We start from the raw sequence: 22,254 nt of genomic DNA on the forward strand, positions 1-22,254 counted from the left end.
CTTTTGCAGGCGCCGGGGGCAGGAGTGGCGCGCTCGGTCTATTTCGGCTTGCCGGCAACCAGCGGGCAGTCGCTCTCGCTTAAGGGGCGATAGGCGACATCGGCGGTGATCGTCTCCAGGACCTTGTAGTAGGCCCAGGGCTTTTCCAGTTCCTTCGGCTCCTTCACCTGCACCAGGTAGAAATCGTGGATCAGCTTGTTGTCGGCCCTGAGCCTGGCGCCCGGGGCGTAGAAATCGTCGACCGGCGTCGCGCGCATCTTCTCGATCACGCGATCCGTGTCGTCGGAATTGATGGCCGCCACCGCCTTCAGATAGTGGAACACGGCGGAATAGACCGCGGCCTGCGGCGCCGTCGGCATGGCGCCGTGCAGGGCATAGAAGCGCTTGGCGAAGGCGCGGGTGTTGTCGTTCAAGTCCCAATACCAGGCCGTGACACCCGTCAGGCCCTTCGCCATCTCCAGGCCCATGCCGTGGATGTCGGTGAGGAACATCAGTAGCGCGACCGGGGTCTGGGGACCGGCATTCATGTTGAACTCGTTCCACTGCTTGATGGAAGAAACGAGCTGCTCACCTGCGTTGGCGAAGGCGACGACCTTGGCGCCCGAGCTCTGCGCCTGGAGGAGGAAGGAGGAATAGTCCGCATTGCCAAGCGGGTGGAACACCGAGCCGACGGACGTGCCGCCCACGGTGCCCAGCATGCGTTCGGACTCAGCCACCATGTTGCGTCCGAAGGCGTAATCGGCCGCGATGAAGAACCATTTGTCCTGCCCCTGGCCGACCAGCTTGCGGATGGGGCCGGCGACCAGGTTGTAATTGTCGTGGAGCCACGCCAGCCCGGTCGGCGCGCATTGCTTGCCGGTGATCTCCACCGTGCCCACGGCGGAGTACATGACCAGCTTGTTCTTTTCTCGCCCGAGAGATTGGATGGCGAGGGCAACTGCCGAATTTCCGATGTCGGCCACCATGTCGACACCTTCGGAGAACCAGCGCCGCACGATCTGGGCGCCCACGTCCGCCTTGTTCTGGTGATCGGCGACGAGGAGTTCCACCTTGATGTCGGGCGACCGCGTCCTGAAATCTTCTATGGCAAGCTTGGCGGCGACCACAGACCCCTTGCCGGAAAGATCCGACAGCGGGCCGGACTGGTCATTGATGATGCCAATCTTGACGACTCCATCCGAGATTTCCGCGGCCGACGGTGTTGCCGCAAGGGCGAGGGCCGTGAGGGCGCCGACACCTGATATCCAGAACGCGCGCAGGAGACCCCTGCGGCTCCGCATGCCTTGATCGTGGTTCATTTTCCGGTGTTCCCCTGCGAGCCGTATCGGCTTCCTGGATTGGTTGCAGGCGGCGGGTGGAACCGGGCAAAATGGTCCGCCGTCGCCTGGTCCTTTGCAAATCCTGCGCTGTGAGGCGGAAGGCTACAACGGCCGTTTTCCCTCGTTTTCTGCCATCGCCCCGGTGGCCCGTGCGATCAATTCCCGGGCCATGACGTCCGCCACCAGCGCAGGCGACGTCCGGCTTGCCTCAGCGCGGTCGAGAACCTGCGCCAGCCGATCTGGAATGCGGTGCACGGCGGCATGGACCATGCCGCGGTCATGCCCGAGATATTCTGCCGCGACATTGATGATGCCCCCGGCATTTGCGACGAAGTCGGGCACGTAGAGAATGCCCCGCTCGTGCAGGAGGGCGGCATCCGCCTCCGTTGCGAGCTGGTTGTTCGCCGCGCCGGCGACGAGCCGCGCGCGCATCTGCGGAATGGTGACCTGGTTCAGCCCCGCACCGAGCGCGCAGGGCGCGAAAAGGTCGACGTCGGACGCATGGATCGCCTCCGGCGACACCACCTCCACGGGGATCGTCGTGCGCAGGCGCTCCGCCGCCTCCGGGTGCACGTCGGCGACCACCAGCGCGGCGCCGGCCTCGTGCAGGCGCCGGCAGAGGTCCGCGCCGACGCTGCCGAGGCCCTGCACCGCGATCCGGCTCTGCGAAAGCGGACGGCCCCGCCGTGCGCACACATGGGCGATGCTGAGGAACACGCCGAGGGCGGTCCACGGCGAGGGATCGCCGCCGGCCTGATCTGCATCGGCCGGAAGCCCGAAGACGAAAGGCGTCTGCGAGCGCACGACTTCCATGTCGCGCGGCGTCGTGCCTACGTCCTCGGCCGCCAGATAGTCGCCGCCGATCTCCTCCAGAACCCGCCCGAACGCGCGGAACAGGGCGGCGCGGTCGAAGGCGCCATCGGGCCGCCGGATGACGGACTTGCCGCCGCCGAGCGGCAGGCCCGCCATCGCGTTCTTGTAGCTCATGCCGCGCGCGAGACGGCGGGCGTCCGAGAGCATGGCGGCCGCATCGTCAAAGTGCCAGAAGCGGCAGCCTCCGGTCGCCGGCCCCAGCGCCAGCGAGTCCACCACGATGACCCCCGACAGGTCGCAGCCGGGATCCTCGAACCGGAAGATGAGCTGGCCGTCCTCCTCCATACGGGTCAGTTGCAAGGTCATCACGATGCCCCGGTGCTGGACGGGAACACGGCGGGATGAGCCTCCTGCGGGCCCCTGCCCTGCTGCATCCGCGCGACGGCCCGCTGGCTGGAGCGAAGCCGCTCCTCGAGCAGCGGGCGCGCGGCGGACCGGACCTCGGCCAAAAGCTCGGCCGGAGCGTTGTCCTCGGTGATGTCGAAGGGCGGCTTTGGGTCATACTCCAGCATCAGCTGGACCCGCTTGGCGACATCATCGCCGCACAGCTCGGCCGCCACCTGGAAGGCGAAGTCGATTCCCGCCGTGACGCCGCCGCCGGAGATGCGGTTGCGATCCACCACGATGCGCTCCTTGACCGGGATGACACCGAGGATTGCGAGCTGATCGCGCGACAGCCAATGGCACGCGGACTTGTAGCCATCGAGCAGCCCGGCACCCGCGAGGATGAAACACCCGGCGCAGACCGACGTCACATAGCGCGCACCCGCGCCCGCCCGGGCGACGAAGGCCATGACCTCCTCGTCATCCATCAGCGCCATCTGCCCTGGACCACCACCGACGCAGAGCACATCCAGTTGCGGGCAGTCCGCGAAAGTGGTCGTCGGCATGAGGGTAAGCCCCACGTCGCTCGTGATCGGCTCGATGGACTTCCAGAGCAGATGCATCCGGGCGCCGGGCAGGCGGGCCAGGACTTCGAATGGTCCCGTGACGTCCAGCTGGGTCATGCCGGGAAAAAAGAGAAGTCCGATGTCCAATGTTGTTTTAGTCACGTCGTTCCCTCTCGATGCTGCGGCATGAGATTGGGCATGACAGGGCGCGGCGGAAACGACATTCTACCCACCTTTCCTGCCAACGACCGGCAACGCGATGGAGGGCGGCTTGCAGCAGCGACACGTCGTCTTCGTGGTGTTCCCCGATGCCCTGGTCCTCGACCTCTCCGGCCCGCTGGCAGCGTTCGAGCTGTCCTGCGAGACCTCCGAAGGCGCCGCGCCGCCCTACCGCCTGACCGTGGCGTCGGTGGCGGGCGGGCTGGTGCGAACGTCGTCGGGGTTGGAGCTGATGAGCCAGCCGCTTTCCGGCGTGGGTGAGGTGGATACGCTGGTGGTCGTCGGTGGGCCGGGGGTGCACATGGCCGCATGCGAGCCCCGCCTGCTGGCATGGATCTCCGATCGCGCCGGAGGCATCCGCCGGGTCTGCTCCGTCTGCACGGGCGCCTTCGTGCTGGCGGCAGCGGGGCTTTTGGGCGGGCGGCGGGTGGTGACGCACTGGGGCTCCTGCCGGCTGCTCCAGGATCGCTATCCCGACCTGACGGTGTCGCCGGATGCGATATACGAGCACGATGGTCCCGTCTGGACCTCCGCAGGCGTGACCGCGGGCATCGATCTGGCGCTCGCTTTGATCGAGGACGACCGCGGCCACGCCGAGGCCATCCGCGTCGCCAAGCGGCTGGTGGTCTTCCTGAAGCGTGGCGGAGGGCAAACCCAATTCAGCGTTCCGCTGGCCTTGCAGGCGGCGGACGACGGCGGCTTCGAGGCCCTGCACAGCTGGATCAGCGACCACCTCGACCAGGACCTGCGGGTGGAGACGCTCGCCGAGCGCGTGTCCATGAGCCCGCGCACCTTCGCCCGGCTCTATGCCGCGCGGACCGGCCGCACACCGGCGAAGGTGGTGGAGGAATTGCGGCTCGATGCCGCCCGCCGGGCACTCGAGGAGACACGGCAGAGCATCAAGGAGATCGCGGTTCGCTGCGGCTTCGCCGACGAGGAGCGGATGCGGCGCGCCTTTCGCCGGCGGTTGGGCGTGAACCCGCAGGACTATCGCGGCAAGTTCGGATCGATCGAGGCCGGCGGCGTGGCGCGCTGACCTCGATCCGTGCGCCGCACCCATCACGGCGCGGGCGAGAAGCGCGTCTCTATGGCGTTCCGCCTGGGCGCCTCTCCAATTTTTGGAGGAACCTTCGTATCTCGGGGCAGCCTGCCATCACGCTTCCACGGATAACGTATTTAAATCAGTCAGTTAGAAGTTGGCACCACGCTTGCGTTGGGAACGACGCGCAGTTCGTGAGGCCAAATGCAACTTCACTTCGCTCTCGATTTTGACGGCACCATAAGCCTCGTCGACACCACGGATCTTCTGCTCGCGACATTCGCGGATGGGAGCTGGCAGGAAATCGAAGAAGAATGGTGCGCCGGCCGCATCGGCTCGCGGGAATGCATGTCGCGGCAGGTCGCTTTGCTGGAAGCGCCACGCGCCGCCATGTTGGCAGCCCTCGCCGATGTGAAGCTCGATCCGCACTTCGCCGCCTTCGTCACCCGGGCCTGGCTCTGCGGCGCGACCGTCTCCGTGGTGTCCGACGGGTTCGATCTCGCCATCATTCACCTGTTGCACGCCAACGGGATCGACCTGCCGGTCACCAGCAACCGGCTGGTGGAAACGGCCAATGGCCGCTGGCAGGCGGCCTTCTCCAATCGCGGGGAACAGTGCCCAAGCGGCACCTGCAAGTGCGCCGCCGTGCCCGCAAATCGCCGGGTGGTGCTGGTGGGCGACGGGCGATCCGACTTCTGCCTTGCCCGCCGCGCCGACTTTGTCCTGGCCAAGGGTTCGCTCGCCGCCTTCTGCGCCGCCGAGGGCATCCCCCACCGCGCAATTTCAGGCTTCGCCGACGCCCTGGCTTTCCTGGACCCGCTTCGTGCGCGCCGCCATGCGGCCCCCTCCCGTCTCATGTTCGAGGACATCCATGCTTGATCGCCAGACCGAAGTCGCAACGTCCGCCGCCGAGCGCACCCGCCTGCGTGAACTGGAGGAGACCTATTGCTCTCATGGGGATACGGTCCATTACACCCAGGAGCCGAAGATATTCGAGCGGTGCGAGGGGTCGTTTATCTATGATGACGAGGACCGCGCCTTCCTTGATCTTCAGATGTGGTACTCGGCTGTCAATTTCGGCTATGCCAATCCGCGTCTGAACGAGGCCATGCGCCGCCAGCTCGATCGCCTGCCTCAGGTGGCGAGCCAGTATCTGCATCGCGAGAAGATCGAGCTGGCCGCCGAGATCGCCGAAGGCGCCTTGGCGCGCTTCGGGCACAAGGGGCGGGTGCATTTCAACGTGGGCGGCGCCCAGGCCATCGAGGATTCCCTCAAGCTGGTGCGCAACGCCTGCGACGGCAAAAGCCTGATGTTCGCCTTCGAGGGGGGATACCACGGCCGGACGCTGGGCGCCTCGGCCATCACCTCGTCCTACCGCTATCGCCGCCGCTTCGGCCATTTCGGCGAGCGCGCCCACTTCATCCCCTTCCCCTATCATTTCCGCGGCCCGCGCGGCATGACGAAGGAGGAATACGGCCACCACTGCGTGCAGCAGTTCGCCCGCCTGTTCGAGAGCGAATACAACGGCGTGTGGGACCCCAATGCCAGCAAGTGCGAATACGCCGCCTTCTATGTGGAGCCGATCCAGGGCACCGGCGGCTATGTCATCCCGCCTGCGAACTTCTTCCCGGAGCTGAAGGAGGTGCTCGACCGCCACGGCATCCTGCTGGTGGTGGACGAGATCCAGATGGGCTTCTACCGCACCGGAAAATTGTGGTCGATCGAGCATTTCGGCGTGGCGCCGGACATCATCGTGTTCGGCAAGGCCCTCACAAACGGGCTCAATCCCCTGTCCGGCCTGTGGGCGCGCGAGGCGCTCATCAATCCGCAGGCGTTTCCGCCCGGCTCCACCCATTCGACCTTCAATGCCAATCCGCTCGGCACCGCGGTGGCGCTGGAGGCCATGCGCATGATGCAGGAGGAGGATTTCGCCACCTCCGTGGCCGAGAAGGGCGCCCGTTTCCTCGACGGCCTGAACGAGCTGAAGGCGAAGCACGCCATCGTCGGCGACGTGGACGGCCTTGGCCTCGCGCTGCGGGTGGAGATCTGCGAGCCGCACGACAGCTTCACCCCCTCCAAGGCCATCGTCGACCGCATGGTGGATGAGGCGCTGAAGGGCGATCTCGTCCATGGCGTCGAGCGTTTCGGGCTGGTGCTGGACATCGGCGGCTACCACAAGAACGTCATCACGCTGGCGCCGTCGCTGACCATCAGCCACGCCGAGATCGACCTCGCCTTGGCGCTGATGGACCAGCTGTTCACCCGCGTGACGCCCCGGTGAGCACCATGCGCATCAAGGTCATCGATCTGGACGGTGCGCTCACTGTGCAGGACGAGGTCATGGCCGGCCTGCCCGGCTGTGACGCCGACCTGTTCCTTGCCCGCGACCTTGCGCCCCGGCTGCGCCTTCTGGCGGGCCGGAGCGCGCTCAGGACGCTGGCCGACCGGCTCGGCCCGCCGACGCGCGGCGAGATCTGCTTCTACGGCTCGGGCGACTTCCATCATCTGAGCCACCTTCTGGTGTCGCGCTTCGATCAGCCGGTCAGCGTCGTGCATTTCGACAACCATCCGGACTGGACCCGCTTTCCCCGCACGCTCAATTGCGGCTCGTGGGTGAGCCGCCTTCTGGAACAGCGGAACGTGGCGCGGGTGGTGACGCTGGGCCCGTGCAGCTCCGATCTAAGCGCGCCGCAGCTGAAGGGCGCGGATCTGCCGCTCCTGCGCTCCGGGCGCCTTCAGATGCATCCGCTGGCGGCCGGTGCCACCTTCTATGCCGGACCCGGCTTCGAGGTCGCGAGCGTGCGCGGCGCGGCGGGGATCGGTGCCGACGGCCTGCGCTGGGACGGCCTCGAGGACGGCGATTTCGCGGAACGGGTGGAGGCCATCGCCGCCGAACTGCCGCACACGCCGCTCTGGATCACCCTCGACAAGGATGTGCTGAGCCGGGACGAGGCGGTGACCAACTGGGATCAGGGCCGGCTCCCCCTCCACAAGGTGCTTCAGGCCATCACCGTCTTCGCCGAGCACCGCCCGGTTCTGGGCATGGACGTGTGCGGCGACTATTCGCCGGAGGGCGACAACGGCGCGCTCCGCGCCCTCTGTGCCTATCTGGACCGCGACCAACGGCGCGATCCCCACGGCAATGCCAACGCCGTCAACGGCGTCACCAACGGCCGCATCCTCCGGCACATGGGGGACATCCTGCAATGAGCGTGTCCCTCGTCGCCCTGTTCGCCGCCTCCGTCGCCTGCGACGTGGCCGGGCAGCTGGCCTTCAAGCGCGGCGCCGACCGCCTTCCGGCCGTCAGCACCGGCGCCGGGCGCTTCGCCCTGAGGCTGGTGGCCGAGCCATGGCTGATCGCGGGGCTGATGATCTACGCCATCGAGTTCCTGGTGTGGACGCGCATCCTCGCGCTGGTGCCGCTCGCCATCGCCTTTCCCGTCGCCAGCCTCAACATCCTCGGAGTCACGGTGGCGAGCCGCCTGTGGCTCGGCGAGCGGATCGCGCCGCGGCAATACGCCGGGGCCGCCCTCGTCACCGCCGGTGTCGCCCTCGTCGCATCCAGCCTGTGAGAAACCCATGCCTCTCGACCGCAGCATCATGATCGAAGGCGGCCCCGTCGGGGTGCTGCTCATCCACGGCCTCGGCGGCACCCCGGTGGAACTGCGCGAGGTGGCGCGGCGGCTCGCCGCCACCGGCGCCACCGTGCTGTGCTGCCAGCTCGCCGGCCATTGCGGCACCGAGGCGGAGCTGGCGGCGACGACGATCGAGGACTGGTACGCCAGCGCCGCGGCCGCCCTCGCGACACTGGAGGCGCGCTGCACCAAGGTGATCGTGGGCGGCCTCTCCATGGGCGCGCTGCTCGCCGCCTTGCTCGCCGCGCGCAATCCCGAGAGCGTGGACGGCGTGGTGATGCTGGCGCCGACCCTGCGCTATGACGGCTGGTCCATCCCCCGCTACGGCTTCCTGCTGCGCCTGCTCATCAACACCCCGCTGGGCCGGCGCTATCGCTTCGTGGAGCGCGAGCCCTACGGCCTGAAGGATGAGCGCATCCGCAGCGTGATCGTGCGCGCCATGCGGCTGGGCGATACCGATGCCGGCAGCCTCGGCACGCCCTCCGCGGCGTTGCGGCAGCTGTGGCGGCTGGTGGGGGTGCTGAAGCCGCAGCTCGGCAGCATTCGCCAGCCCGTGTTCATCGCCCATGCCCGCCACGACGATGTGGCGAGCTTCAACAACGCCGTGCTGCTGCAACGCCGCCTCGGCGGCACCGTGGATTGCCTGGTGCTCGACGACAGCTACCACCTCGTCACCCTCGACCGGCAGCGCCATCTCGTCACCGACCGGATCTCGGCCTTCATCCAGGGCGTGGTGGAGGCGCCGCTGCGCCAACCCGCGAGCGAGCCGCGCCGCGCGACGGCCGGCCGTGCCGAACGGCAGGCCCCCCACACACAGGCCCCCCACACACAGCCTCCTCAGGGACAGGTGGCGCATGTCGCATGATGCCCTGGTCGGCGACTGGCCCGGGGAAACGGCCCGCGCGCCGGTTGCCCCGCTCGTGCGCATGGTGTCCGGCATGGCCGGCATCGACGCCACGGCCTGGAAGGCCGCCCGCCCGCCCGAAAGCGAGGGGTGGGCCTATCTCGCGGCCTGTGAGACCTCCCCGCCGGCCGCCCTTGAGCTGGCGGCGGTCAGCGTGGGCGACCGCTCGGGCCTTGCCGCAGCGGCCCCGCTGTTCGCCCTGAAATACCGGCTCGACACCCCGTTGCAGGACGGACCTCTGGCCGCCTTCTGCGATCGCCTCGCGCGCCGCGCGCCCGGTCTCCTGGAATGGCGGATGCTCGGCGTCGGCTCGACCTTTACCGACGCCTGCCCGGTGGCGCTGAACCCGCGCCTGTGTGAGGCCGGCCGGGCGGAGGCCGTCGCAGGCCTCATCGCCGCTGTCGAGGCGGAGGCGGCGCGGCGCGGCACCGGGCTCGTGGTGTTCAAGGATCTTGCCCCGCGCGAGCTGGCGCTGCTGGCGCCGCATCTGGCCGCCGCCCGCTACTTCGCGGTGGAGAGCCTGCCGGTCGCGGTGCTGGACCTCGACGGCACCGGCGATCTCGATGGCTACCTCGCCCGCCTCTCGCCGGCCACCCGCAAGGATCTCCGGCGCAAGATGAAGCGGGCCGAGCGGGTGGAGGTGGAATGGCGCACCTCCCTCGCCGGCATGGAAGGAGAGGTGCGCGCCCTCTATGAGGCCACCCGCACCCGCAGCCAGGTGCGCTACGGCGATTTCGAGGATTTGCCGGACGGCTATTTCGAAACCGTGTCGCGGGCGCTCGGCACCGATGCCGTCTTCGCCTGCTATCGGGTGGGCGGGCAGCTTGCCGCCTTCAACCTCCTGTTCGTCGAGCCCGACCGGGTGATCGACAAGTTTCTCGGCATGGCCTATCCGCTCGGCCCCGCGCACGATCTCTACGCCCTGAGCTGGCTGGAAAACGTGCGCTTCTGCCAGCGCATCGGCCGGCGCCACCTGCAGACCGGGCAGACCGCCTATGCGTCCAAGCTGCGCTTCGGCAGCGCGCTGGAGCCGCGCACGCATCTGGTGAAGCATCGCAACCGGGCACTCCATGCGGTCTTGCGCCTCGCCGCCCCGCTATTGGCCTTCCCCCGCTGGGACCCCGATCTGCGACGGCTGGGCAGGGAGGGCGCGCGATGACGCTGCGTCCCGCCACCGTCGCGACGCTGATCCTCGTCGCCGTCTTCCTCGCCGTGGACACCGCGACCCAACTTGCCTTCAAGGGCGCCGCCGAGGCCATCGGCGACATTCCGCTGGGGCTGGACTTCCTCGCCGCCGCAGCCGGAACCGCGTTCGCGTGGCTGGCGGTCGGCCTCTACCTTGCGACCTACGTGCTGTGGATGCTGGTGCTGCGCACGACCGCCCTCAGCCGCGCCTTCCCCCTGACGGCGCTGAGCTATGTGAGCGTGCCGCTGTTCGCCTGGCTCGCGTTCGGCGAGACGGTGGACGCACGCACCGCCGCCGGCATCGGCCTCATCCTGCTGGGTGTCGCGCTCGTCGGCCATGGGGAAGATGCCGAAGCCGATGCCGTTGCGAAACCGGAGCTGACCCCATGCGAAACCTGATCGCCGGCCTCCTGACGCTGGGTCTGGTGACCCCGGCCTCAGCCGCGCCGGACGTCACCGGCATCTGGATGACCGAGGATGGCGAGGGCGCCGTTGAGATCGCACCGTGCGGCGACAGGCTCTGTGGACGCATCGTGTGGCTGAAGTCCCCGCTGGACGCGCATGCGCAGCCGGTGCGCGACGAGAACAATGCCGACCTGACCCTGCGCGATCGCCCCCTCTGCGGCATGGAGGTGATGTCCGGTGTCGCGCCGGGCGGTGACGCTTGGGAAGGCGGCTGGATCTACGATCCGGAGGCCGGCGCACGCTATTCCGTGGCCATCGCGCCGGACGGCGCCGACGCCATCGTCGTGACAGGTTTCATTGGGATCAAGGCGTTCGGCCGTGCCCTCCACTGGCACCGCGCGGCCGCCACGCTGCAACGCTGCGACGCCGCGCCCACCCTGAAGGCCAGCGCCGGGAACAAGAGGTCCTAGGACGTATGACGCGACGGCGCGGTTCGCGTTGGCTGAACTGGTGGTCGCTGCTGCCCCTGCGGCTGCGGCTCACCCTCTATTTCGTCATGGTCAGCGTGCCGCCCGTGCTGGTGGCGAGCTTCATCGCCGCCGAGGTCATCTCGGTGACGTTCGAGCGCAACGTGGAGCAGTGGATCGGCGAGATCGCGACCTTCATGGCCAACGAGGCTGCGGAGGGCCGCGAGGAGGCCCAGCGCGCCACCGCCGTCGTCGCCGCCGCCGTGTCGCGGGGCGGCACCGAGCCCATCGCGCCGTTCGCCGACCTGCTCACCACCGTGGGCTATGATTTCGTGCGCCTCTACACGGCGGACGGCACGGTCCTGTTCTCGACCGGCGACCTGGAACTGATGCAGCCGTTGCCGCTCAAGGCGGTCGCGTCCATCTTCTTCGTCCGGCAGGGCGGGCACCGCGCCATGATGGTCGGAGCGGTCCAGCCGGTGCGCATCGGCGACCAGGCGGGCTTCTTGTTCATCGCCAATCTGCTGGATGAGCAGTTCTTCACCGCCCCGCAGACCATCCGCTCGCTCGACCTGCACCTGATCGAGGTGACCGAGGGCGGTGAATTGCGCGATCTCGAAGACCTCAGGCGGACCCCGCTGCCGGTGCCGCCGGAGTCGCTGGCGGCCCTCAGCGCCGGCGCGCCCCTCGCCATCCAGAGGCGCAGCTTCGGCCTGGGGCCGGCGGCGGCGTTCAGCGCCCTTCGTGACGACAGCGGACGTCTCGTGGGCATCATCGCCTGCCGGCTCAACGGCACGTCGGCGACGTTCGAACGGCTCGGCACCGTCTCGCTCTTCGGCGCCCTGGCGGCGGTCGCGGGCGTGCTGTCGCTGCTGGTGGGCTTCAGCATCTCAAGGCGCATGAGCCGCCCCCTGCATGACCTCACCCGCGGCGTGCGCGCGGTGGCCGAGGGCAACTATGCCATCCGGGTGCGCGAGACCGGCGGCCGCGAGATCGAGGCACTGGCCAGCGGCTTCAATGCGATGACCGAGCAGCTTCAGACCCTGCGCGACCGGGAGACCGCCACGCGCCACCGGGCCCAGCTCGCGACCCTCGGGCAGGCGGCGGCGGTGATCGCCCACGAGATCCGCAACCCGCTCGGCATCATCAAGACATCGGCGGAGCTGGTGCGCCGCAAGACCCCCATGGCGCCCGGCGAGGACCGGCTGATGATGTTCGTCCTCGACGAGGTGCAGCGCATCGACCGGCTGGTGAAGGACCTGCTGGACTATGCCCGACCCCCGCAATGCACCGCGGTCCCGCTCGATCTCGTCACCTTCATCGTCCGGCCGGCCCTCGACTTCGTGGCGCCGGAGCTGCGCCGCCGCAACATCAGCCTCATCGCCCGCCTGCCGGACCACCCGCTGCCGATCCAGGGCGACAAGGATCTGCTGCACCAGGCGCTGCTGAACCTCATCATCAACGCCATGGACGCCGCCGGCGATGGCGGCCACATCATCGTGCGTGCGGAGCTCGAGGCGGATGCCGTTGTCCTCCATGTGGAGGACAACGGCCCGGGCATCCCGGAAGACGTGCGGGCCACCCTTTTCGAGCCTTTCGTGACGACCAAGGTGAACGGCACCGGCCTCGGGCTCGCGACCGTGCGGTCCACCGTGGAGGTGCATGGCGGCGAGGTGACGTGTGCCGACGCACCGGAGCGCGGCGCCATCTTCACCATCCGCCTTCCGCTCGGCAAACAGGGGTGATGCCGCGTATGGCCGCGAAGATACTCATCGTCGACGACGAGGTCCGCCACGGGGAGGTGCTGGAGGCAGCCCTCGCCGAGCGCGGCTTCGAAGCCGCTTCCACCAACACCGTCGCCAGGGCGCTCGCCTATTGCGCCAGCCAGCCGGTGGACCTGGTGCTGAGCGACCTGCGCATGCCCGGGCGGAGCGGCAGCGACCTATTGAAGGCGCTGAAGCAGGAGCGGCCCGACCTGCCGGTCATCATCATGACAGCCTATGCTTCGGTGCGGGGCGCGGTGGATCTCGTCAAGGACGGCGCCTTCGACTATGTGGCCAAGCCCCTCGACCTCGACGACGTGGTCGCCACCATGGCGCGGGCGCTGCGGCTCAAGGCCGTGGAAAGCGAGAATGCGCGGCTGCGCTCCGAGCTGGAGGGACGTTACCGCTTCGACAATCTGGTGGGCGACAGCCCGGCCTTCCGCGACGTGCTGCGCCAAGTCACGGAGGTGGCGCCGAGCCGCGCCAGCGTGCTGCTGCTGGGCGAGAGCGGCACCGGCAAGGAGCTGGTGGCCCGGGCCATCCACTACAACAGCCCACGGCGCGACCTGCCCTTCGTCGCGGTCAACTGCGCTGCCATTCCGGAGACCCTGATCGAGAGCGAATTGTTCGGCCACGTGAAGGGCGCCTTCACCGGCGCCACCGGCGCCCGCGAGGGCCGCTTCGCCGCCGCTGACCGTGGCACGCTCTTCCTCGACGAGATCGCCGACATGCCCCTGCCGGTTCAGGCCAAGGTGCTGCGCGCCTTGCAGGAGCAGAGCTTCGAACCTGTGGGCAGCAGCAAGAGCGTATCGGTGGACGTGCGGATCATCGCCGCCACCCACAAGGATCTGCAGAAGGAGATCGCGGCCGGCACCTTCCGCATGGACCTTTACTACCGCCTCGCGGTGTTCCCCATCCCCCTGCCGCCGCTGCGCGAGCGCAGCGACGACATCGTGCTCCTCGCCGATCATTTCCTTGCCGCCGCGGCACGCGACATGGGCAAGCGCATCAAGGGTCTGACACCCGACGCGCAGGCCCTGCTGACGCGCTGCCGCTGGCCGGGGAACGTGCGAGAGCTGCAGAACTGCATGGAGCGGGCGGCCATCGTGGCGCGGGGCGATCTGGTGGGTCCCAGCGACCTGCTGCTGTTCGAGGCGACCGGCGAAGCCGATGCACAGCCTCACACCCTCAACGGCGATCTTGACGGCGAGCTGACCCGCATCGAGCGCGAATTCGTGCTGAAGGCCCTCAAGGACAGCGGCGGCGTGCAGGCCCGCGCCGCCGAGAAGCTCGGCATCACCGAGCGCAGCCTCTGGCATCGCATCAAGAAGCTTGCGATCAAGATCGACAAGGTGGCAGGAGCCGGCGATGGCTAGGCCGCTTCCCGCACTCCTCCTGATGCTGGCCGTTTCGGTCCCGTGCGGGGCGCAGGCGCAGGACGCCGGCACGGCTTCGTCCACATCCGCCGCAGCCGACGCGTGGATCGTCACGCTTGGCGGCAGCTTCAGTCTGGGGCCGTCCTTTGACGGTGCGCGGACCTTCGGGCCGTTCTTCTCACCCTCGTTCGACATCCGGCGCGCAGACGAGCCGGCGACTTTCGGCGCGCCCGACGACAATTTCGGCTTCAGCCTGTTCAATCTCGGCGCTTTCAGCCTCGGCCCCCTCGCGGGCATCCGCGAGGGGCGGCCGAGCGGCGGCCTGCCTGGACTGCCGGGCTATTCCTGGGCGCTGGAGGGCGGCGGATTCGCCGACTACTGGCCAATAGCCGGCATATTGCGGACCCGCGTGGAGGTGCTCCAGGGCCTCGGCAGCGCCGGTGGCCTTGCCGCCAACCTCTCGGCCGATGTCGTGCAGAAGCAGGGCTTGTTCACCTGGTCCATCGGGCCGCGCCTGTCGCTGGCCGACAGCGCGCTGATGCAGACGGAGTTCGGTGTCTCGCCCCTCGCAGCGGCGCTGAACGGCCACATCGCCCCCTACGCGCCCGGTGGCGGCATCAAGTCCGTCGGCCTCACCTCGTCCCTGTCCTATGAGGTGTCACCGGACTGGACGACGACCCTCTACGGCAGCTACCAGCGCTTGGCGGGCGCCGCGGCGGCGAGCCCCGTGACGACACTGTCCGGAAGCCCCAACCAGATCACCATCGGGGTGGGGTTCGAGCATTCGTTCGTGTTGGGGCCTTGAGACGCAGCTTCGCGTGCGGTCTCCTGACCGGCGGGACACCGCACTAATCCTGAATGGTGTCCGCGAAGGCCCGGGCGAAGCGGACGGCAAGGGCGCGGGCGTCGGCCTGGAGTTGCTCGGGGCTCTTGGGAGCGGCCGCGCTGTTGCGGACGGGAATCTCGAGCGTGAGGCTGCCGCCGCCGCTGTCCTGCTCGCGCCAGATGACCCGGGCGAGGACGTGCTCCGCGTCGAGCGACTGGAAAACGATGTGGAGGCCCTTGTTCATGCGATCGAACGCCTTTCTTGCCGGAGGCACGGCGTGCGACGCGCCGCTCGCGTGCGATCGCGCGAAGGGGGCCGGGGCGCCGGCCGATGGTGGGCCCTAGAAGTCGGACGTGGACAGGCGGTGGAAGCTTTGCCGCCGCCGCGCATACACACCGCTCGCGGCGCGCTCGATCCGCTGCCGGTTGGTGTCGAAGGTGCGCAGGGAGGCCGCCTCGTCCTGGCCGCTCTGGGGACTGAGCCGCGTCAGCACATCGGCGTCGAGATGGAACGCGATCTCGAACGCGGAATCGTGTCCCCAGAAGGTCACGCAGCGTCTGACGGGATCAAAGACGCGGCTCGCGTTGGGAAACTGAAGGGTCATGGAAGCCTCCTGTTTGCGGGCCGTCCGTCAAAGGAGGAGCGCGTCCGTCGAAGGAGCTTCACGCGCCCTCGCGGATGTCTGCTGGTCCTTCAACACGGCGGCATCGAGTTCGGCGGCATTCACCGAAAGACACTTGCTTCGCCCCGGAGGCGCCGCGAGGGCGGGCGTGTGCAGCATCGTCGCCATGCGCCGGTAGGCCAGGAATGAGACGCCGAGAAGCTGCTCCTCGTCGATGACGAGACGGTAGGTTCCCGCCGGGAGGTCGCCGTCCGTATCGCTGAGGTGGAAGGCGTGATCGAACGTGACCGTGGTTTCACGGGTGCGGACGTTCATGACAGCACCTCAGCCCTTCTTCTTGGGCGGACCCAAGGATACGGGGGACCCCTTCACGAACGACGCCGGCGGCTCGGGCACCTTGACCTTCTTCGGCTTCTTGGTTTCGCGATTGCCGCGCATCTGTCCTTTGGCCATGGCCGTTTCCTCTCGGGCACGTGGGTCGATCCTGCCGGCGAAACGAAAAACGCCCTGCGACCATCAAGGGCCACAGGGCGTCGGGCGCTCTGCTCGGCAAAGAGATGGCACATCACCACCGGAGCTGCCGGTACATCCGCGGTCAGCCTTCGGCAACAATGATCAGTCCGGCAGTCCTGAAAGGCTCAGGCTGCCGGCCATCAGGTCAGCTCAGATCCTTGAGCATGTCCGCGGACATCTTCCCGCTCTTGCGATCGGCGACGAGCTCAAAGCCCACCTTCTGGCCTTCGCGCAGCTCGCCAAGGCCGGAGCGCTCGACAGCGCTGATATGGACGAACGCGTCATTACCGCCCGCATCGGGAGCGATGAATCCAAAGCCCTTCTGGGCGTTGAACCACTTCACGGTTCCCTCAGTCATGGGAAACCCTCTCAATTTCGATAATTAGCTCACCGGCCCATGGCCAGTCGTCGACATCGCATTTTCTGGCGAGAATTTCTGGATGGGCGCAAAATACAAATCTGCGCGAAACCAATTGATCAGGCTTTGTATCGACCGGATCACTATGCTCCGATATTCGCGAGTGTGCAACATTATTTATACCTCAATCAATTCAACAAGGCGGTAGCCCGCCCATGTGCTAAGCTGATGGCCCAGCCCCCTTTGAGCAGACCTGACCTCAGGCTCGCCAGGTGCGCTTTTGTTTGCGCAGCCTGTCCAGACGCTCAAGCGCGGCAGAGCCCCACGGAGCACCCTTGATCCCCCTCCAGATCCGCCACACCACCACCTATCGCTTCCATCGGCCGGTGACCTTCGGACCGCATCGACTGATGCTCCGCCCCCGGGAAAGCCGCGACCTTCGGGTGACGTCGAACCAGCTGCTGCTGACCCCCGCGGCAACGGTGGACTGGGCTCAGGATGTCTTCGGCAACGCGGTCGCCACCGCAAACTTCTCGACGTCCGGCGATCAACTGGTCATCGAGAGCACGACAGAACTCCAGCTCGATGCCGTGCCATGGCCGGTGTTCGCCATCGCGGGCACCGCCACGTCCTTTCCGTTCAGCTATTCCGCCGACGAATGGACCGATCTCGGCGCGCTGGCGGTCCCCCAGTTTCCCGATGCCAGCGGACGGTTGCGGAGCTGGGCGATGGGTTTCGTTCGGGGGAATTCCACCGACACCCTTTCGCTGCTGAAGGATCTGAGCGCCGGCGTATCCCGCCAGATCTCCTATCAGAGCCGCGACGAGGAGGGCACGCAATCGCCGACGGAAACCCTCGATCGCGGCTGGGGCTCCTGCCGCGATTTCGCGGTGCTGTTCGTGGAGACGGTCCGCAGCCTCGGCTTCGGCGCGCGCATCGTGTCGGGCTATCTTTACAACCCGGCCGGAACTTTCGTGGGGTCTCAGGGCATGGGCTCCACCCACGCATGGGCGGAAGTGTTCGTGCCCGGAGCAGGCTGGATCCCGTTCGATCCCACCAATCGCAGCATGGGCGGGTTCAATCTCATCCCGGTCGCGGTGGTGCGCGACATCCGCCAGGCCATTCCGGTGCAGGGCAGCTTCGTCGGGGACAGCTCCGCCTTCGGAGGCATGACGGTGGACGTCCACGTCACGTCTTGACGGGACGGGGCGCCGCGGCGGGGGGAGGCGCGCTGATCGCCGACAAGGTGATCCACCGCATGGCCCCAATCGCCTGACGAGAGAGGCGCGTAACAAAAAAAGCGCCCGCCGTGTGGGGCGGGCGCGTTTCTTTCCGGGCGGATCGCTCAGTGATCCAGATCGCCCTGGGCGAAGAAGTGCTTGCGGATCTCCTGAGTGTAGCGGACGAACCGGGGCTCGCCCATCACCGAGAGGTCGCGCGGGCGGGGCAGGTCGATGTCGTAGACGGCCTCGATGCTGCCCGGCCGGCTGGACATGACCACCACCCGGTCGGCGAGGAACACCGCCTCCGGGATGGAGTGGGTGATGAGCAGCACGGTCTTGCGCGTCTCGTACCAGATGCGCTGCAGCTCGGCGTTCATCTTCTCCCGCGTCATGGCGTCGAGCGCGCCGAAGGGCTCGTCCATGAGCAAGACTTCTGGATCATGCACCAGCGCCCGGCAGATGGCGGCGCGCTGCTGCATGCCGCCCGACAGCTCCCACGGAAAGCGCTCCTCGAAGCCGTCGAGGCCGGCGGTGTGGAGGAGGCGCGCCGCCGCTTCGCGATAGGCGGCGACGGGCCGCCCGCGCATCTCCACCTGCAACAGCACGTTGTCGCGCACCGTGCGCCAGGGCAGCAGCACCGGGCTCTGGAACACCATGCCCACCCCGTCCGGCGGCTGCGTCACCTTCACGCCGCCGATGGTGATGGTGCCGCTGGTGGCCGGCAGAAGCCCGGCGACCAGCTTGAGCAGGGTACTTTTCCCGCAGCCCGAGGGGCCGACGATGGCCACGAACTCGCCCTTCGAGATGTTGAGATCGATGGGCTTGAGGGAGGGCACCGAGCCGCCGCGCGTCTTGTACGTCTTGGTGAGGCCGGAGATGGCGATATGGGTGCCGGAGGCCTCGGCGCGCGGGGCGAGGGTGTCGATCCTGTGCAGGGCAGCGCTCACGGAAGGAACTCCAGCGTGAAGTAATCCTGCGCCTTGCTGCGCGCGGAGGGGTCGAGGCCGCCGTACTGGGTGAGGATCTCGAGGCTCTCGTCCATCAGCGCCGGGTTCATGCGGAAGGGGCGCGTGCTCTTGTCGTCGGAGGCGCGGTAGAGCGCCTGCGAATATTGCAGGCTGCGCAGCTGCGCGTCCGGCAGGCCGATCTTGGGATAGGCCTCCATGAGGATGTCGATGGCGGCCTTGGGGTTCTTCTCCGCCTCCTCCACCGCGCGGGTGGTGGCGCGCATGAAGCGCTTCACCATGTCGGCGCGCTTGGCGAGGGTGTCGGTGTTGGCGACGATGCCGAGGGAGACGAGGTTCACCCCCGCATCGGTGTAGCGCAGCATGGTCACCGGCTTGTTCATGATGTCCGGCAGGCGCGCGCCCTGCTCGGTGGTGAAGCCGATGAGGCCGTCGGCCTGGTTGTTCACCACGGCGTTGAGCTTGGCCTGCGCGTCCGCAGCCACCATCTTCACCGCACCCTCGGGAATGCCGAGCTTTTTCAGATACAGCGGCCAGATGGGCGTCACGGCATCGCCGGGCGTGAACATGATGGTCTTGCCGGGCAGATCCTTCGGGCCGTTGATCTTGCCCTCGGGAGCGACCACCGCGCCGGGCGTGCGCTGGAGCAGCACGCCGATGGTCTTCACCGGCGCGCCCTTGGCCACCGCCTTGATCATCACCCCGATGTCCGCGAGGCCGAAGGTCGCCGTGCCGGCGCCCACCGCCTGGATCGTCACCGCCGAGCCGCGGCCTTCCTGGATGTCGAGGTCGATGCCCTCTTCCGCGTAATAGCCCTTCTTGAGGCCGAGGATGAAGGGCGCGTGCTCGCCATAGACGTACCAGTTGAGCATCAGCACCGCCTTGTCCGGCGTCTTGCCGGCCTGCGCGGCCGCCGGCAGCGTGGATGCCGTGGCAAGGCCGAGGGCGAACGCGCCGGATAACAGGTGCGTGGCGAATGTCCTTCGAGAGATCTTGCGCGAGATCATGGTTTCCTCCACCGGTTTTTCTGGTTTTGCTTGGGTCGTCGTGTTGCGTCTTTGCTTGGAGCGTCTCTCGCTTTCGTCATGCCCGGGCTTGCCCCGGGCATCCCCGTCGGGCCGATGGGACCGAAGCCGGGCGGGTGCTCCCGGCCTTTCCACGTGGATGGCCGGGACAAGCCCGGCCATGACGGCCGTTTATTTCCCGACCAACGGCGGGAGGGCGCGAGCCCTCACGTCCCGCTGTTGGGGTCCGGCCGGCGCGAGGCGTGCCAGGGGATGAGGAAGTGCTCGATGGCATCGAGCGCCATGAAGAGGATCACCCCCATCATGGAGAGCACGAACAGGGCCGCGAACATGAGCGGCAGGTCGAAATTGCCGTTCGCCACCTGCAGCACGTAGCCGATGCCCGAGTTGGAGCCGACGAACTCGCCCACCACCGCGCCCACCACGGCGAGCGTGATGGCGACCTTCAGCCCCGAGAAGATGCCGGGCAAGGCATGGGGCAGGCGGATGCGGATGAAGGTGCGCAGGCCCCCGGCGCGCATGGAGCGGGCGAGGTCGATCATCTCCTTGTCCACGCTCTTGAAGGCGAGCACGGTGGAGACCACCACCGGGAACACCCCGAGCAGGAAGGCGGAGATGATCTTCGGCAGCACGCCGAAGCCGAACCACACCACGAACAGCGGCGCCACCGCGATCTTCGGCACCGACTGGGAGAAGACGAGGAGGGGGTAGAGATAGCTCTCCACCGTCTTCGAGGAGGCGATGAGCATGGCGAGCGGTATGCCCACCAGCGCGCTCAGGGCGAAGCCGCCCAGCGTGGCGGTGAGGGTGGGCATGGTCTCGCGCAGCAGCATGGGCCACTGGGCGATGACCTGCTCGATCACCAGGGTCGGGGCCGGGATGAGATAGGGCGGGATGCGCAAGAGGCGCACCGCCAGATCCCACCCCACCAGGATCACCGCAACCAGGATGAGCGGGCGGATCGCATCCATGCTCATGAGCTTGGACAGCACGTTGGCGCGCGTGGACTGGACGAGAAGGGTGTCGGTCATGGCATGCCTCCTCAGACCACGGATTGGCGCTGCTCGCCGAGGCGGGCGATGCCGAGGCGCACCTCCTGCCCGCGGGCGAGATAGACCTGCGGCTTCAGCCCCAGCCCCACCCCCGCCGGCGTGCCGGTGATGATGAGGTCGCCGGGCTCCAGCGTCATGAAGCGGCTGACATAGGAGACGATCTCCGCCACCTTGAAGATCATGTCGCCGGTGGAGCTGTTCTGGCGCATCTCGCCATCCACCGAGCACCAGAGGTCGAGGGCCTGCGGGTCGCCCACCTCGTCCGCCGTCACCAGCCAGGGGCCGATGGGGCAGAAGGTGTCGTGGCTCTTGCCCTTGGTCCACTGGCCGCCGTGTTCCAATTGGTGGGCGCGCTCGGACACGTCGTGGGCGATGCAATAGCCGAAGACATGAGCCAGCGCGCCCGCCTCGGACACCTTGCGGGCGGTGGTGCCGATGACGACGCCCAGCTCCACCTCCCAGTCGGTCTTTTCCGAGCCCTCCGGCAGGCGGATGGCGTCGTAGGGGCCGCAGAGCGAGGTGGTGGCCTTCATGAAGAGGATGGGCTCTTCGGGAATGGGCAGGCCGCATTCGCGGGCGTGGTCGTGATAATTGAGGCCCACGCCCACGATCTTGCCGATGCCGGTGAAGGGCGGCGCGAGGCGCACCTCCCCCTCCACCACGGGCAAGGAAAGCGGGTCCACCGCCTTCAGCGCAGCAAGCCGGGCGGGATCGGCGATGAGGGCGGCATCGATGTCATCCACGACACCGGAGAGGTCGCGGACCGTGCCGTCGGCGGCGAGGAGGCCGGGCCGCTCGGCGCCGGCCGCGCCGTGGCGCAGGAGCTTCATGGGGTGAGCCTTTCGGGAATGCGGGTGTCCGCAGCTGCCGCCACTGGCGCGGCGACGGGCCGGCGCAGTTCGGCGGACTGGATGCGGTTCTCCAGCCAATAGAGGCCGGGATTGATCTCGCTGGCGCCCTCAGTGATCAGGGCGTCGAGCCGGCGCCCGGCCGCCTCCGCCTGGTCGCGGTCGAGGGCTTCGATGGTGAAGAGATATTGCTGGCGCCCGGGCCCGCCGGAATAGATGCGGCGCTCGGCCGTCATGATGCCGGAAATGGCCTCGTCCACCTCATAGAGCCCGCCGGACAACGTGCCGGAGGTGTCCTCCGCCACCACAGCGCGAACCATTCCCGCCAGCGTCGCGGCATCGGCCTCATGGTCGAACCGGCGCTGGAGGATGTAGGGGGCATAGCCCCCCGCACGGCCCACCCGGCAATGGTTGCGGTACAGCGAGCGCACCGGATTGCGGAAGTGGGTGAGGGCCTCGCTGGTCCAGGGCGTGGGCCGGTTCAGCGCGGCGAGATAGGCCGGGCTGCCCAGCACCTCGGGACCATCCGTGACATAGCACATGAAGAAGCGCGGGCTGCCGAGGAGGGCGCGATAGCGCCGCCCCTCGATGAAGCCGGGAATCCCCACCCGCTCCGGCATGTGCTCGCAATTGTGCCATTCCTGATAGCGCAGCTCGTAGTCCGCATCGATGTCGGCCCAGAAGCCCATGAAGCCGAGGGCCGGGCTGGGGGCGGGGTGGGGATCTTCGCTTGTCATGGCGGCGGCC

At 67.9% G+C, this 22,254-nt stretch carries 26 protein-coding genes; 13 read left to right on the top strand and 13 right to left on the bottom strand.

What is annotated here, in order from left to right:
• Positions 1-38: 38 nt before the first annotated feature.
• The 3 genes from A37E_RS0101500 to A37E_RS0101510 all read right to left on the bottom strand — a co-directional run bounded on the left by A37E_RS0101500 (position 39) and on the right by A37E_RS0101510 (position 3,244).
• Complete coding sequence (locus A37E_RS0101500) at positions 39-1,298, bottom strand: ABC transporter substrate-binding protein (protein WP_245279243.1); 1,260 nt, start codon at positions 1,296-1,298, stop codon at positions 39-41.
• A gap of 123 nt (positions 1,299-1,421) precedes the next feature.
• On the bottom strand, positions 1,422-2,498 hold the full coding sequence (locus A37E_RS0101505; protein ID WP_051678707.1) for a Glu/Leu/Phe/Val dehydrogenase dimerization domain-containing protein: 1,077 nt from the start codon (positions 2,496-2,498) through the stop codon (positions 1,422-1,424).
• A complete protein-coding gene (locus A37E_RS0101510) occupies positions 2,498-3,244 on the bottom strand; it encodes a DJ-1/PfpI family protein (RefSeq protein ID WP_081837391.1) in 747 nt (248 codons plus the stop codon). The genes A37E_RS0101505 and A37E_RS0101510 overlap by 1 nt, the downstream gene beginning before the upstream one ends.
• Before the next feature lie 109 nt (positions 3,245-3,353).
• On the opposite strand from A37E_RS0101510, the gene A37E_RS0101515 reads away from it, so the two are divergent.
• The 12 genes from A37E_RS0101515 to A37E_RS0101570 all read left to right on the top strand — a co-directional run bounded on the left by A37E_RS0101515 (position 3,354) and on the right by A37E_RS0101570 (position 14,880).
• The gene (locus A37E_RS0101515; RefSeq protein WP_245279244.1) at positions 3,354-4,337 is read left to right on the top strand and encodes a GlxA family transcriptional regulator; all 984 of its coding nucleotides are present in this window, start codon (positions 3,354-3,356) and stop codon (positions 4,335-4,337) included.
• Positions 4,338-4,544: 207 nt separating this feature from the next.
• On the top strand, positions 4,545-5,219 hold the full coding sequence (locus A37E_RS0101520) for an HAD-IB family phosphatase (protein WP_038192415.1): 675 nt from the start codon (positions 4,545-4,547) through the stop codon (positions 5,217-5,219).
• Complete coding sequence (locus tag A37E_RS0101525) at positions 5,212-6,621, top strand: aminotransferase class III-fold pyridoxal phosphate-dependent enzyme (RefSeq protein WP_029555011.1); 1,410 nt, start codon at positions 5,212-5,214, stop codon at positions 6,619-6,621. Before A37E_RS0101520 ends, A37E_RS0101525 begins: the two co-directional genes overlap by 8 nt.
• Before the next feature lie 5 nt (positions 6,622-6,626).
• Entirely contained in the window at positions 6,627-7,550 is a 924-nt protein-coding gene (locus A37E_RS0101530; RefSeq protein WP_051678708.1) for a hypothetical protein, read from the top strand.
• Positions 7,547-7,912: an EamA family transporter gene (locus tag A37E_RS0101535; protein WP_029555013.1), complete on the top strand. Its 366-nt coding sequence runs from the start codon at positions 7,547-7,549 to the stop codon at positions 7,910-7,912. Before A37E_RS0101530 ends, A37E_RS0101535 begins: the two co-directional genes overlap by 4 nt.
• 7 nt (positions 7,913-7,919) lie before the next feature.
• Entirely contained in the window at positions 7,920-8,840 is a 921-nt protein-coding gene (locus tag A37E_RS0101540) for an alpha/beta fold hydrolase (protein ID WP_051678709.1), read from the top strand.
• Positions 8,830-10,038 carry a GNAT family N-acetyltransferase gene (locus A37E_RS0101545; RefSeq protein WP_081837392.1) on the top strand — a complete coding sequence of 403 codons (1,209 nt, stop codon included), beginning with the start codon at positions 8,830-8,832 and terminating at the stop codon, positions 10,036-10,038. Before A37E_RS0101540 ends, A37E_RS0101545 begins: the two co-directional genes overlap by 11 nt.
• Positions 10,035-10,463 (top strand): EamA family transporter, encoded by a 429-nt coding sequence (locus A37E_RS26740; protein WP_029555016.1) that lies wholly within the window; start codon positions 10,035-10,037, stop codon positions 10,461-10,463. The genes A37E_RS0101545 and A37E_RS26740 overlap by 4 nt, the downstream gene beginning before the upstream one ends.
• Positions 10,451-10,939 carry a DUF2147 domain-containing protein gene (locus A37E_RS26745; protein ID WP_051678710.1) on the top strand — a complete coding sequence of 163 codons (489 nt, stop codon included), beginning with the start codon at positions 10,451-10,453 and terminating at the stop codon, positions 10,937-10,939. Before A37E_RS26740 ends, A37E_RS26745 begins: the two co-directional genes overlap by 13 nt.
• 5 nt (positions 10,940-10,944) lie before the next feature.
• A complete protein-coding gene (locus A37E_RS0101560) occupies positions 10,945-12,681 on the top strand; it encodes an ATP-binding protein (RefSeq protein ID WP_029555018.1) in 1,737 nt (578 codons plus the stop codon).
• A gap of 8 nt (positions 12,682-12,689) precedes the next feature.
• Positions 12,690-14,075 (top strand): sigma-54 dependent transcriptional regulator, encoded by a 1,386-nt coding sequence (locus A37E_RS0101565; RefSeq protein WP_029555019.1) that lies wholly within the window; start codon positions 12,690-12,692, stop codon positions 14,073-14,075.
• Positions 14,068-14,880 carry a MipA/OmpV family protein gene (locus A37E_RS0101570; RefSeq protein ID WP_051678711.1) on the top strand — a complete coding sequence of 271 codons (813 nt, stop codon included), beginning with the start codon at positions 14,068-14,070 and terminating at the stop codon, positions 14,878-14,880. Before A37E_RS0101565 ends, A37E_RS0101570 begins: the two co-directional genes overlap by 8 nt.
• A 43-nt stretch (positions 14,881-14,923) precedes the next feature.
• On the opposite strand, the gene A37E_RS0101575 is transcribed toward A37E_RS0101570, so the two are convergent.
• From A37E_RS0101575 to A37E_RS0101595, 5 genes are all read right to left on the bottom strand, one after another.
• Positions 14,924-15,145, bottom strand: coding sequence for a hypothetical protein (locus A37E_RS0101575; protein ID WP_029555021.1), 222 nt, complete (start codon positions 15,143-15,145; stop codon positions 14,924-14,926).
• A 96-nt stretch (positions 15,146-15,241) separates the two neighbouring features.
• Positions 15,242-15,505, bottom strand: coding sequence for a DUF1488 domain-containing protein (locus A37E_RS0101580; RefSeq protein ID WP_029555022.1), 264 nt, complete (start codon positions 15,503-15,505; stop codon positions 15,242-15,244).
• Positions 15,506-15,532: 27 nt separating this feature from the next.
• Positions 15,533-15,838: a hypothetical protein gene (locus tag A37E_RS0101585; RefSeq protein WP_051678712.1), complete on the bottom strand. Its 306-nt coding sequence runs from the start codon at positions 15,836-15,838 to the stop codon at positions 15,533-15,535.
• A gap of 9 nt (positions 15,839-15,847) precedes the next feature.
• Positions 15,848-15,976: a hypothetical protein gene (locus A37E_RS27590; protein WP_280938289.1), complete on the bottom strand. Its 129-nt coding sequence runs from the start codon at positions 15,974-15,976 to the stop codon at positions 15,848-15,850.
• Between the two features lie 205 nt (positions 15,977-16,181).
• Positions 16,182-16,394 carry a cold-shock protein gene (locus A37E_RS0101595; protein WP_024278065.1) on the bottom strand — a complete coding sequence of 71 codons (213 nt, stop codon included), beginning with the start codon at positions 16,392-16,394 and terminating at the stop codon, positions 16,182-16,184.
• A gap of 335 nt (positions 16,395-16,729) precedes the next feature.
• Here A37E_RS0101595 and A37E_RS0101600 point away from each other — a divergent pair, with 335 nt between their 5' ends.
• On the top strand, positions 16,730-17,593 hold the full coding sequence (locus A37E_RS0101600; RefSeq protein WP_029555024.1) for a transglutaminase family protein: 864 nt from the start codon (positions 16,730-16,732) through the stop codon (positions 17,591-17,593).
• Between the two features lie 146 nt (positions 17,594-17,739).
• Here the strand turns inward: A37E_RS0101600 and A37E_RS0101605 are convergent, their stop codons facing one another.
• The 5 genes from A37E_RS0101605 to A37E_RS25745 form a co-directional block, all read right to left on the bottom strand.
• Positions 17,740-18,564 (bottom strand): ABC transporter ATP-binding protein, encoded by an 825-nt coding sequence (locus A37E_RS0101605; protein ID WP_081837394.1) that lies wholly within the window; start codon positions 18,562-18,564, stop codon positions 17,740-17,742.
• A complete protein-coding gene (locus A37E_RS0101610) occupies positions 18,561-19,589 on the bottom strand; it encodes an ABC transporter substrate-binding protein (protein ID WP_081837395.1) in 1,029 nt (342 codons plus the stop codon). Before A37E_RS0101610 ends, A37E_RS0101605 begins: the two co-directional genes overlap by 4 nt.
• Positions 19,590-19,813: 224 nt before the next feature.
• Positions 19,814-20,638 carry an ABC transporter permease gene (locus A37E_RS0101615; RefSeq protein ID WP_051678713.1) on the bottom strand — a complete coding sequence of 275 codons (825 nt, stop codon included), beginning with the start codon at positions 20,636-20,638 and terminating at the stop codon, positions 19,814-19,816.
• Between the two features lie 11 nt (positions 20,639-20,649).
• Positions 20,650-21,489 (bottom strand): fumarylacetoacetate hydrolase family protein, encoded by an 840-nt coding sequence (locus tag A37E_RS0101620; RefSeq protein WP_029555028.1) that lies wholly within the window; start codon positions 21,487-21,489, stop codon positions 20,650-20,652.
• Positions 21,486-22,244, bottom strand: a complete 759-nt coding sequence (locus A37E_RS25745; protein WP_156026207.1) for a DUF4286 family protein — start codon at positions 22,242-22,244, stop codon at positions 21,486-21,488. The genes A37E_RS0101620 and A37E_RS25745 overlap by 4 nt, the downstream gene beginning before the upstream one ends.
• Positions 22,245-22,254: the final 10 nt, after the last annotated feature.

The organism is Xanthobacter sp. 91, from assembly GCF_000702385.1.
Lineage (GTDB): Bacteria > Pseudomonadota > Alphaproteobacteria > Rhizobiales > Xanthobacteraceae > Xanthobacter > Xanthobacter aminoxidans.

What these genes read in the sequence shown, in the direction of transcription:
- A37E_RS26745 (WP_051678710.1), top strand. Translation starts at nt 10,451, where the DNA reads ATGCGAAACCTGATCGCCGGCCTCCTGACGCTGGGTCTGGTGACCCCG.
- A37E_RS26740 (WP_029555016.1), top strand. Translation starts at nt 10,035, where the DNA reads ATGACGCTGCGTCCCGCCACCGTCGCGACGCTGATCCTCGTCGCCGTC.
- A37E_RS0101500 (WP_245279243.1), bottom strand. Translation starts at nt 1,298, where the DNA reads ATGAACCACGATCAAGGCATGCGGAGCCGCAGGGGTCTCCTGCGCGCG.
- A37E_RS0101530 (WP_051678708.1), top strand. Translation starts at nt 6,627, where the DNA reads ATGCGCATCAAGGTCATCGATCTGGACGGTGCGCTCACTGTGCAGGAC.
- A37E_RS0101545 (WP_081837392.1), top strand. Translation starts at nt 8,830, where the DNA reads ATGTCGCATGATGCCCTGGTCGGCGACTGGCCCGGGGAAACGGCCCGC.
- A37E_RS0101580 (WP_029555022.1), bottom strand. Translation starts at nt 15,505, where the DNA reads ATGACCCTTCAGTTTCCCAACGCGAGCCGCGTCTTTGATCCCGTCAGA.
- A37E_RS0101520 (WP_038192415.1), top strand. Translation starts at nt 4,545, where the DNA reads ATGCAACTTCACTTCGCTCTCGATTTTGACGGCACCATAAGCCTCGTC.
- A37E_RS27590 (WP_280938289.1), bottom strand. Translation starts at nt 15,976, where the DNA reads ATGGCCAAAGGACAGATGCGCGGCAATCGCGAAACCAAGAAGCCGAAG.
- A37E_RS0101570 (WP_051678711.1), top strand. Translation starts at nt 14,068, where the DNA reads ATGGCTAGGCCGCTTCCCGCACTCCTCCTGATGCTGGCCGTTTCGGTC.
- A37E_RS0101540 (WP_051678709.1), top strand. Translation starts at nt 7,920, where the DNA reads ATGCCTCTCGACCGCAGCATCATGATCGAAGGCGGCCCCGTCGGGGTG.
- A37E_RS0101620 (WP_029555028.1), bottom strand. Translation starts at nt 21,489, where the DNA reads ATGAAGCTCCTGCGCCACGGCGCGGCCGGCGCCGAGCGGCCCGGCCTC.
- A37E_RS0101610 (WP_081837395.1), bottom strand. Translation starts at nt 19,589, where the DNA reads ATGATCTCGCGCAAGATCTCTCGAAGGACATTCGCCACGCACCTGTTA.
- A37E_RS0101535 (WP_029555013.1), top strand. Translation starts at nt 7,547, where the DNA reads ATGAGCGTGTCCCTCGTCGCCCTGTTCGCCGCCTCCGTCGCCTGCGAC.
- A37E_RS0101575 (WP_029555021.1), bottom strand. Translation starts at nt 15,145, where the DNA reads ATGAACAAGGGCCTCCACATCGTTTTCCAGTCGCTCGACGCGGAGCAC.
- A37E_RS0101585 (WP_051678712.1), bottom strand. Translation starts at nt 15,838, where the DNA reads ATGAACGTCCGCACCCGTGAAACCACGGTCACGTTCGATCACGCCTTC.
- A37E_RS0101565 (WP_029555019.1), top strand. Translation starts at nt 12,690, where the DNA reads ATGGCCGCGAAGATACTCATCGTCGACGACGAGGTCCGCCACGGGGAG.
- A37E_RS0101595 (WP_024278065.1), bottom strand. Translation starts at nt 16,394, where the DNA reads ATGACTGAGGGAACCGTGAAGTGGTTCAACGCCCAGAAGGGCTTTGGA.
- A37E_RS0101615 (WP_051678713.1), bottom strand. Translation starts at nt 20,638, where the DNA reads ATGACCGACACCCTTCTCGTCCAGTCCACGCGCGCCAACGTGCTGTCC.
- A37E_RS25745 (WP_156026207.1), bottom strand. Translation starts at nt 22,244, where the DNA reads ATGACAAGCGAAGATCCCCACCCCGCCCCCAGCCCGGCCCTCGGCTTC.
- A37E_RS0101525 (WP_029555011.1), top strand. Translation starts at nt 5,212, where the DNA reads ATGCTTGATCGCCAGACCGAAGTCGCAACGTCCGCCGCCGAGCGCACC.
- A37E_RS0101560 (WP_029555018.1), top strand. Translation starts at nt 10,945, where the DNA reads ATGACGCGACGGCGCGGTTCGCGTTGGCTGAACTGGTGGTCGCTGCTG.
- A37E_RS0101505 (WP_051678707.1), bottom strand. Translation starts at nt 2,498, where the DNA reads ATGACCTTGCAACTGACCCGTATGGAGGAGGACGGCCAGCTCATCTTC.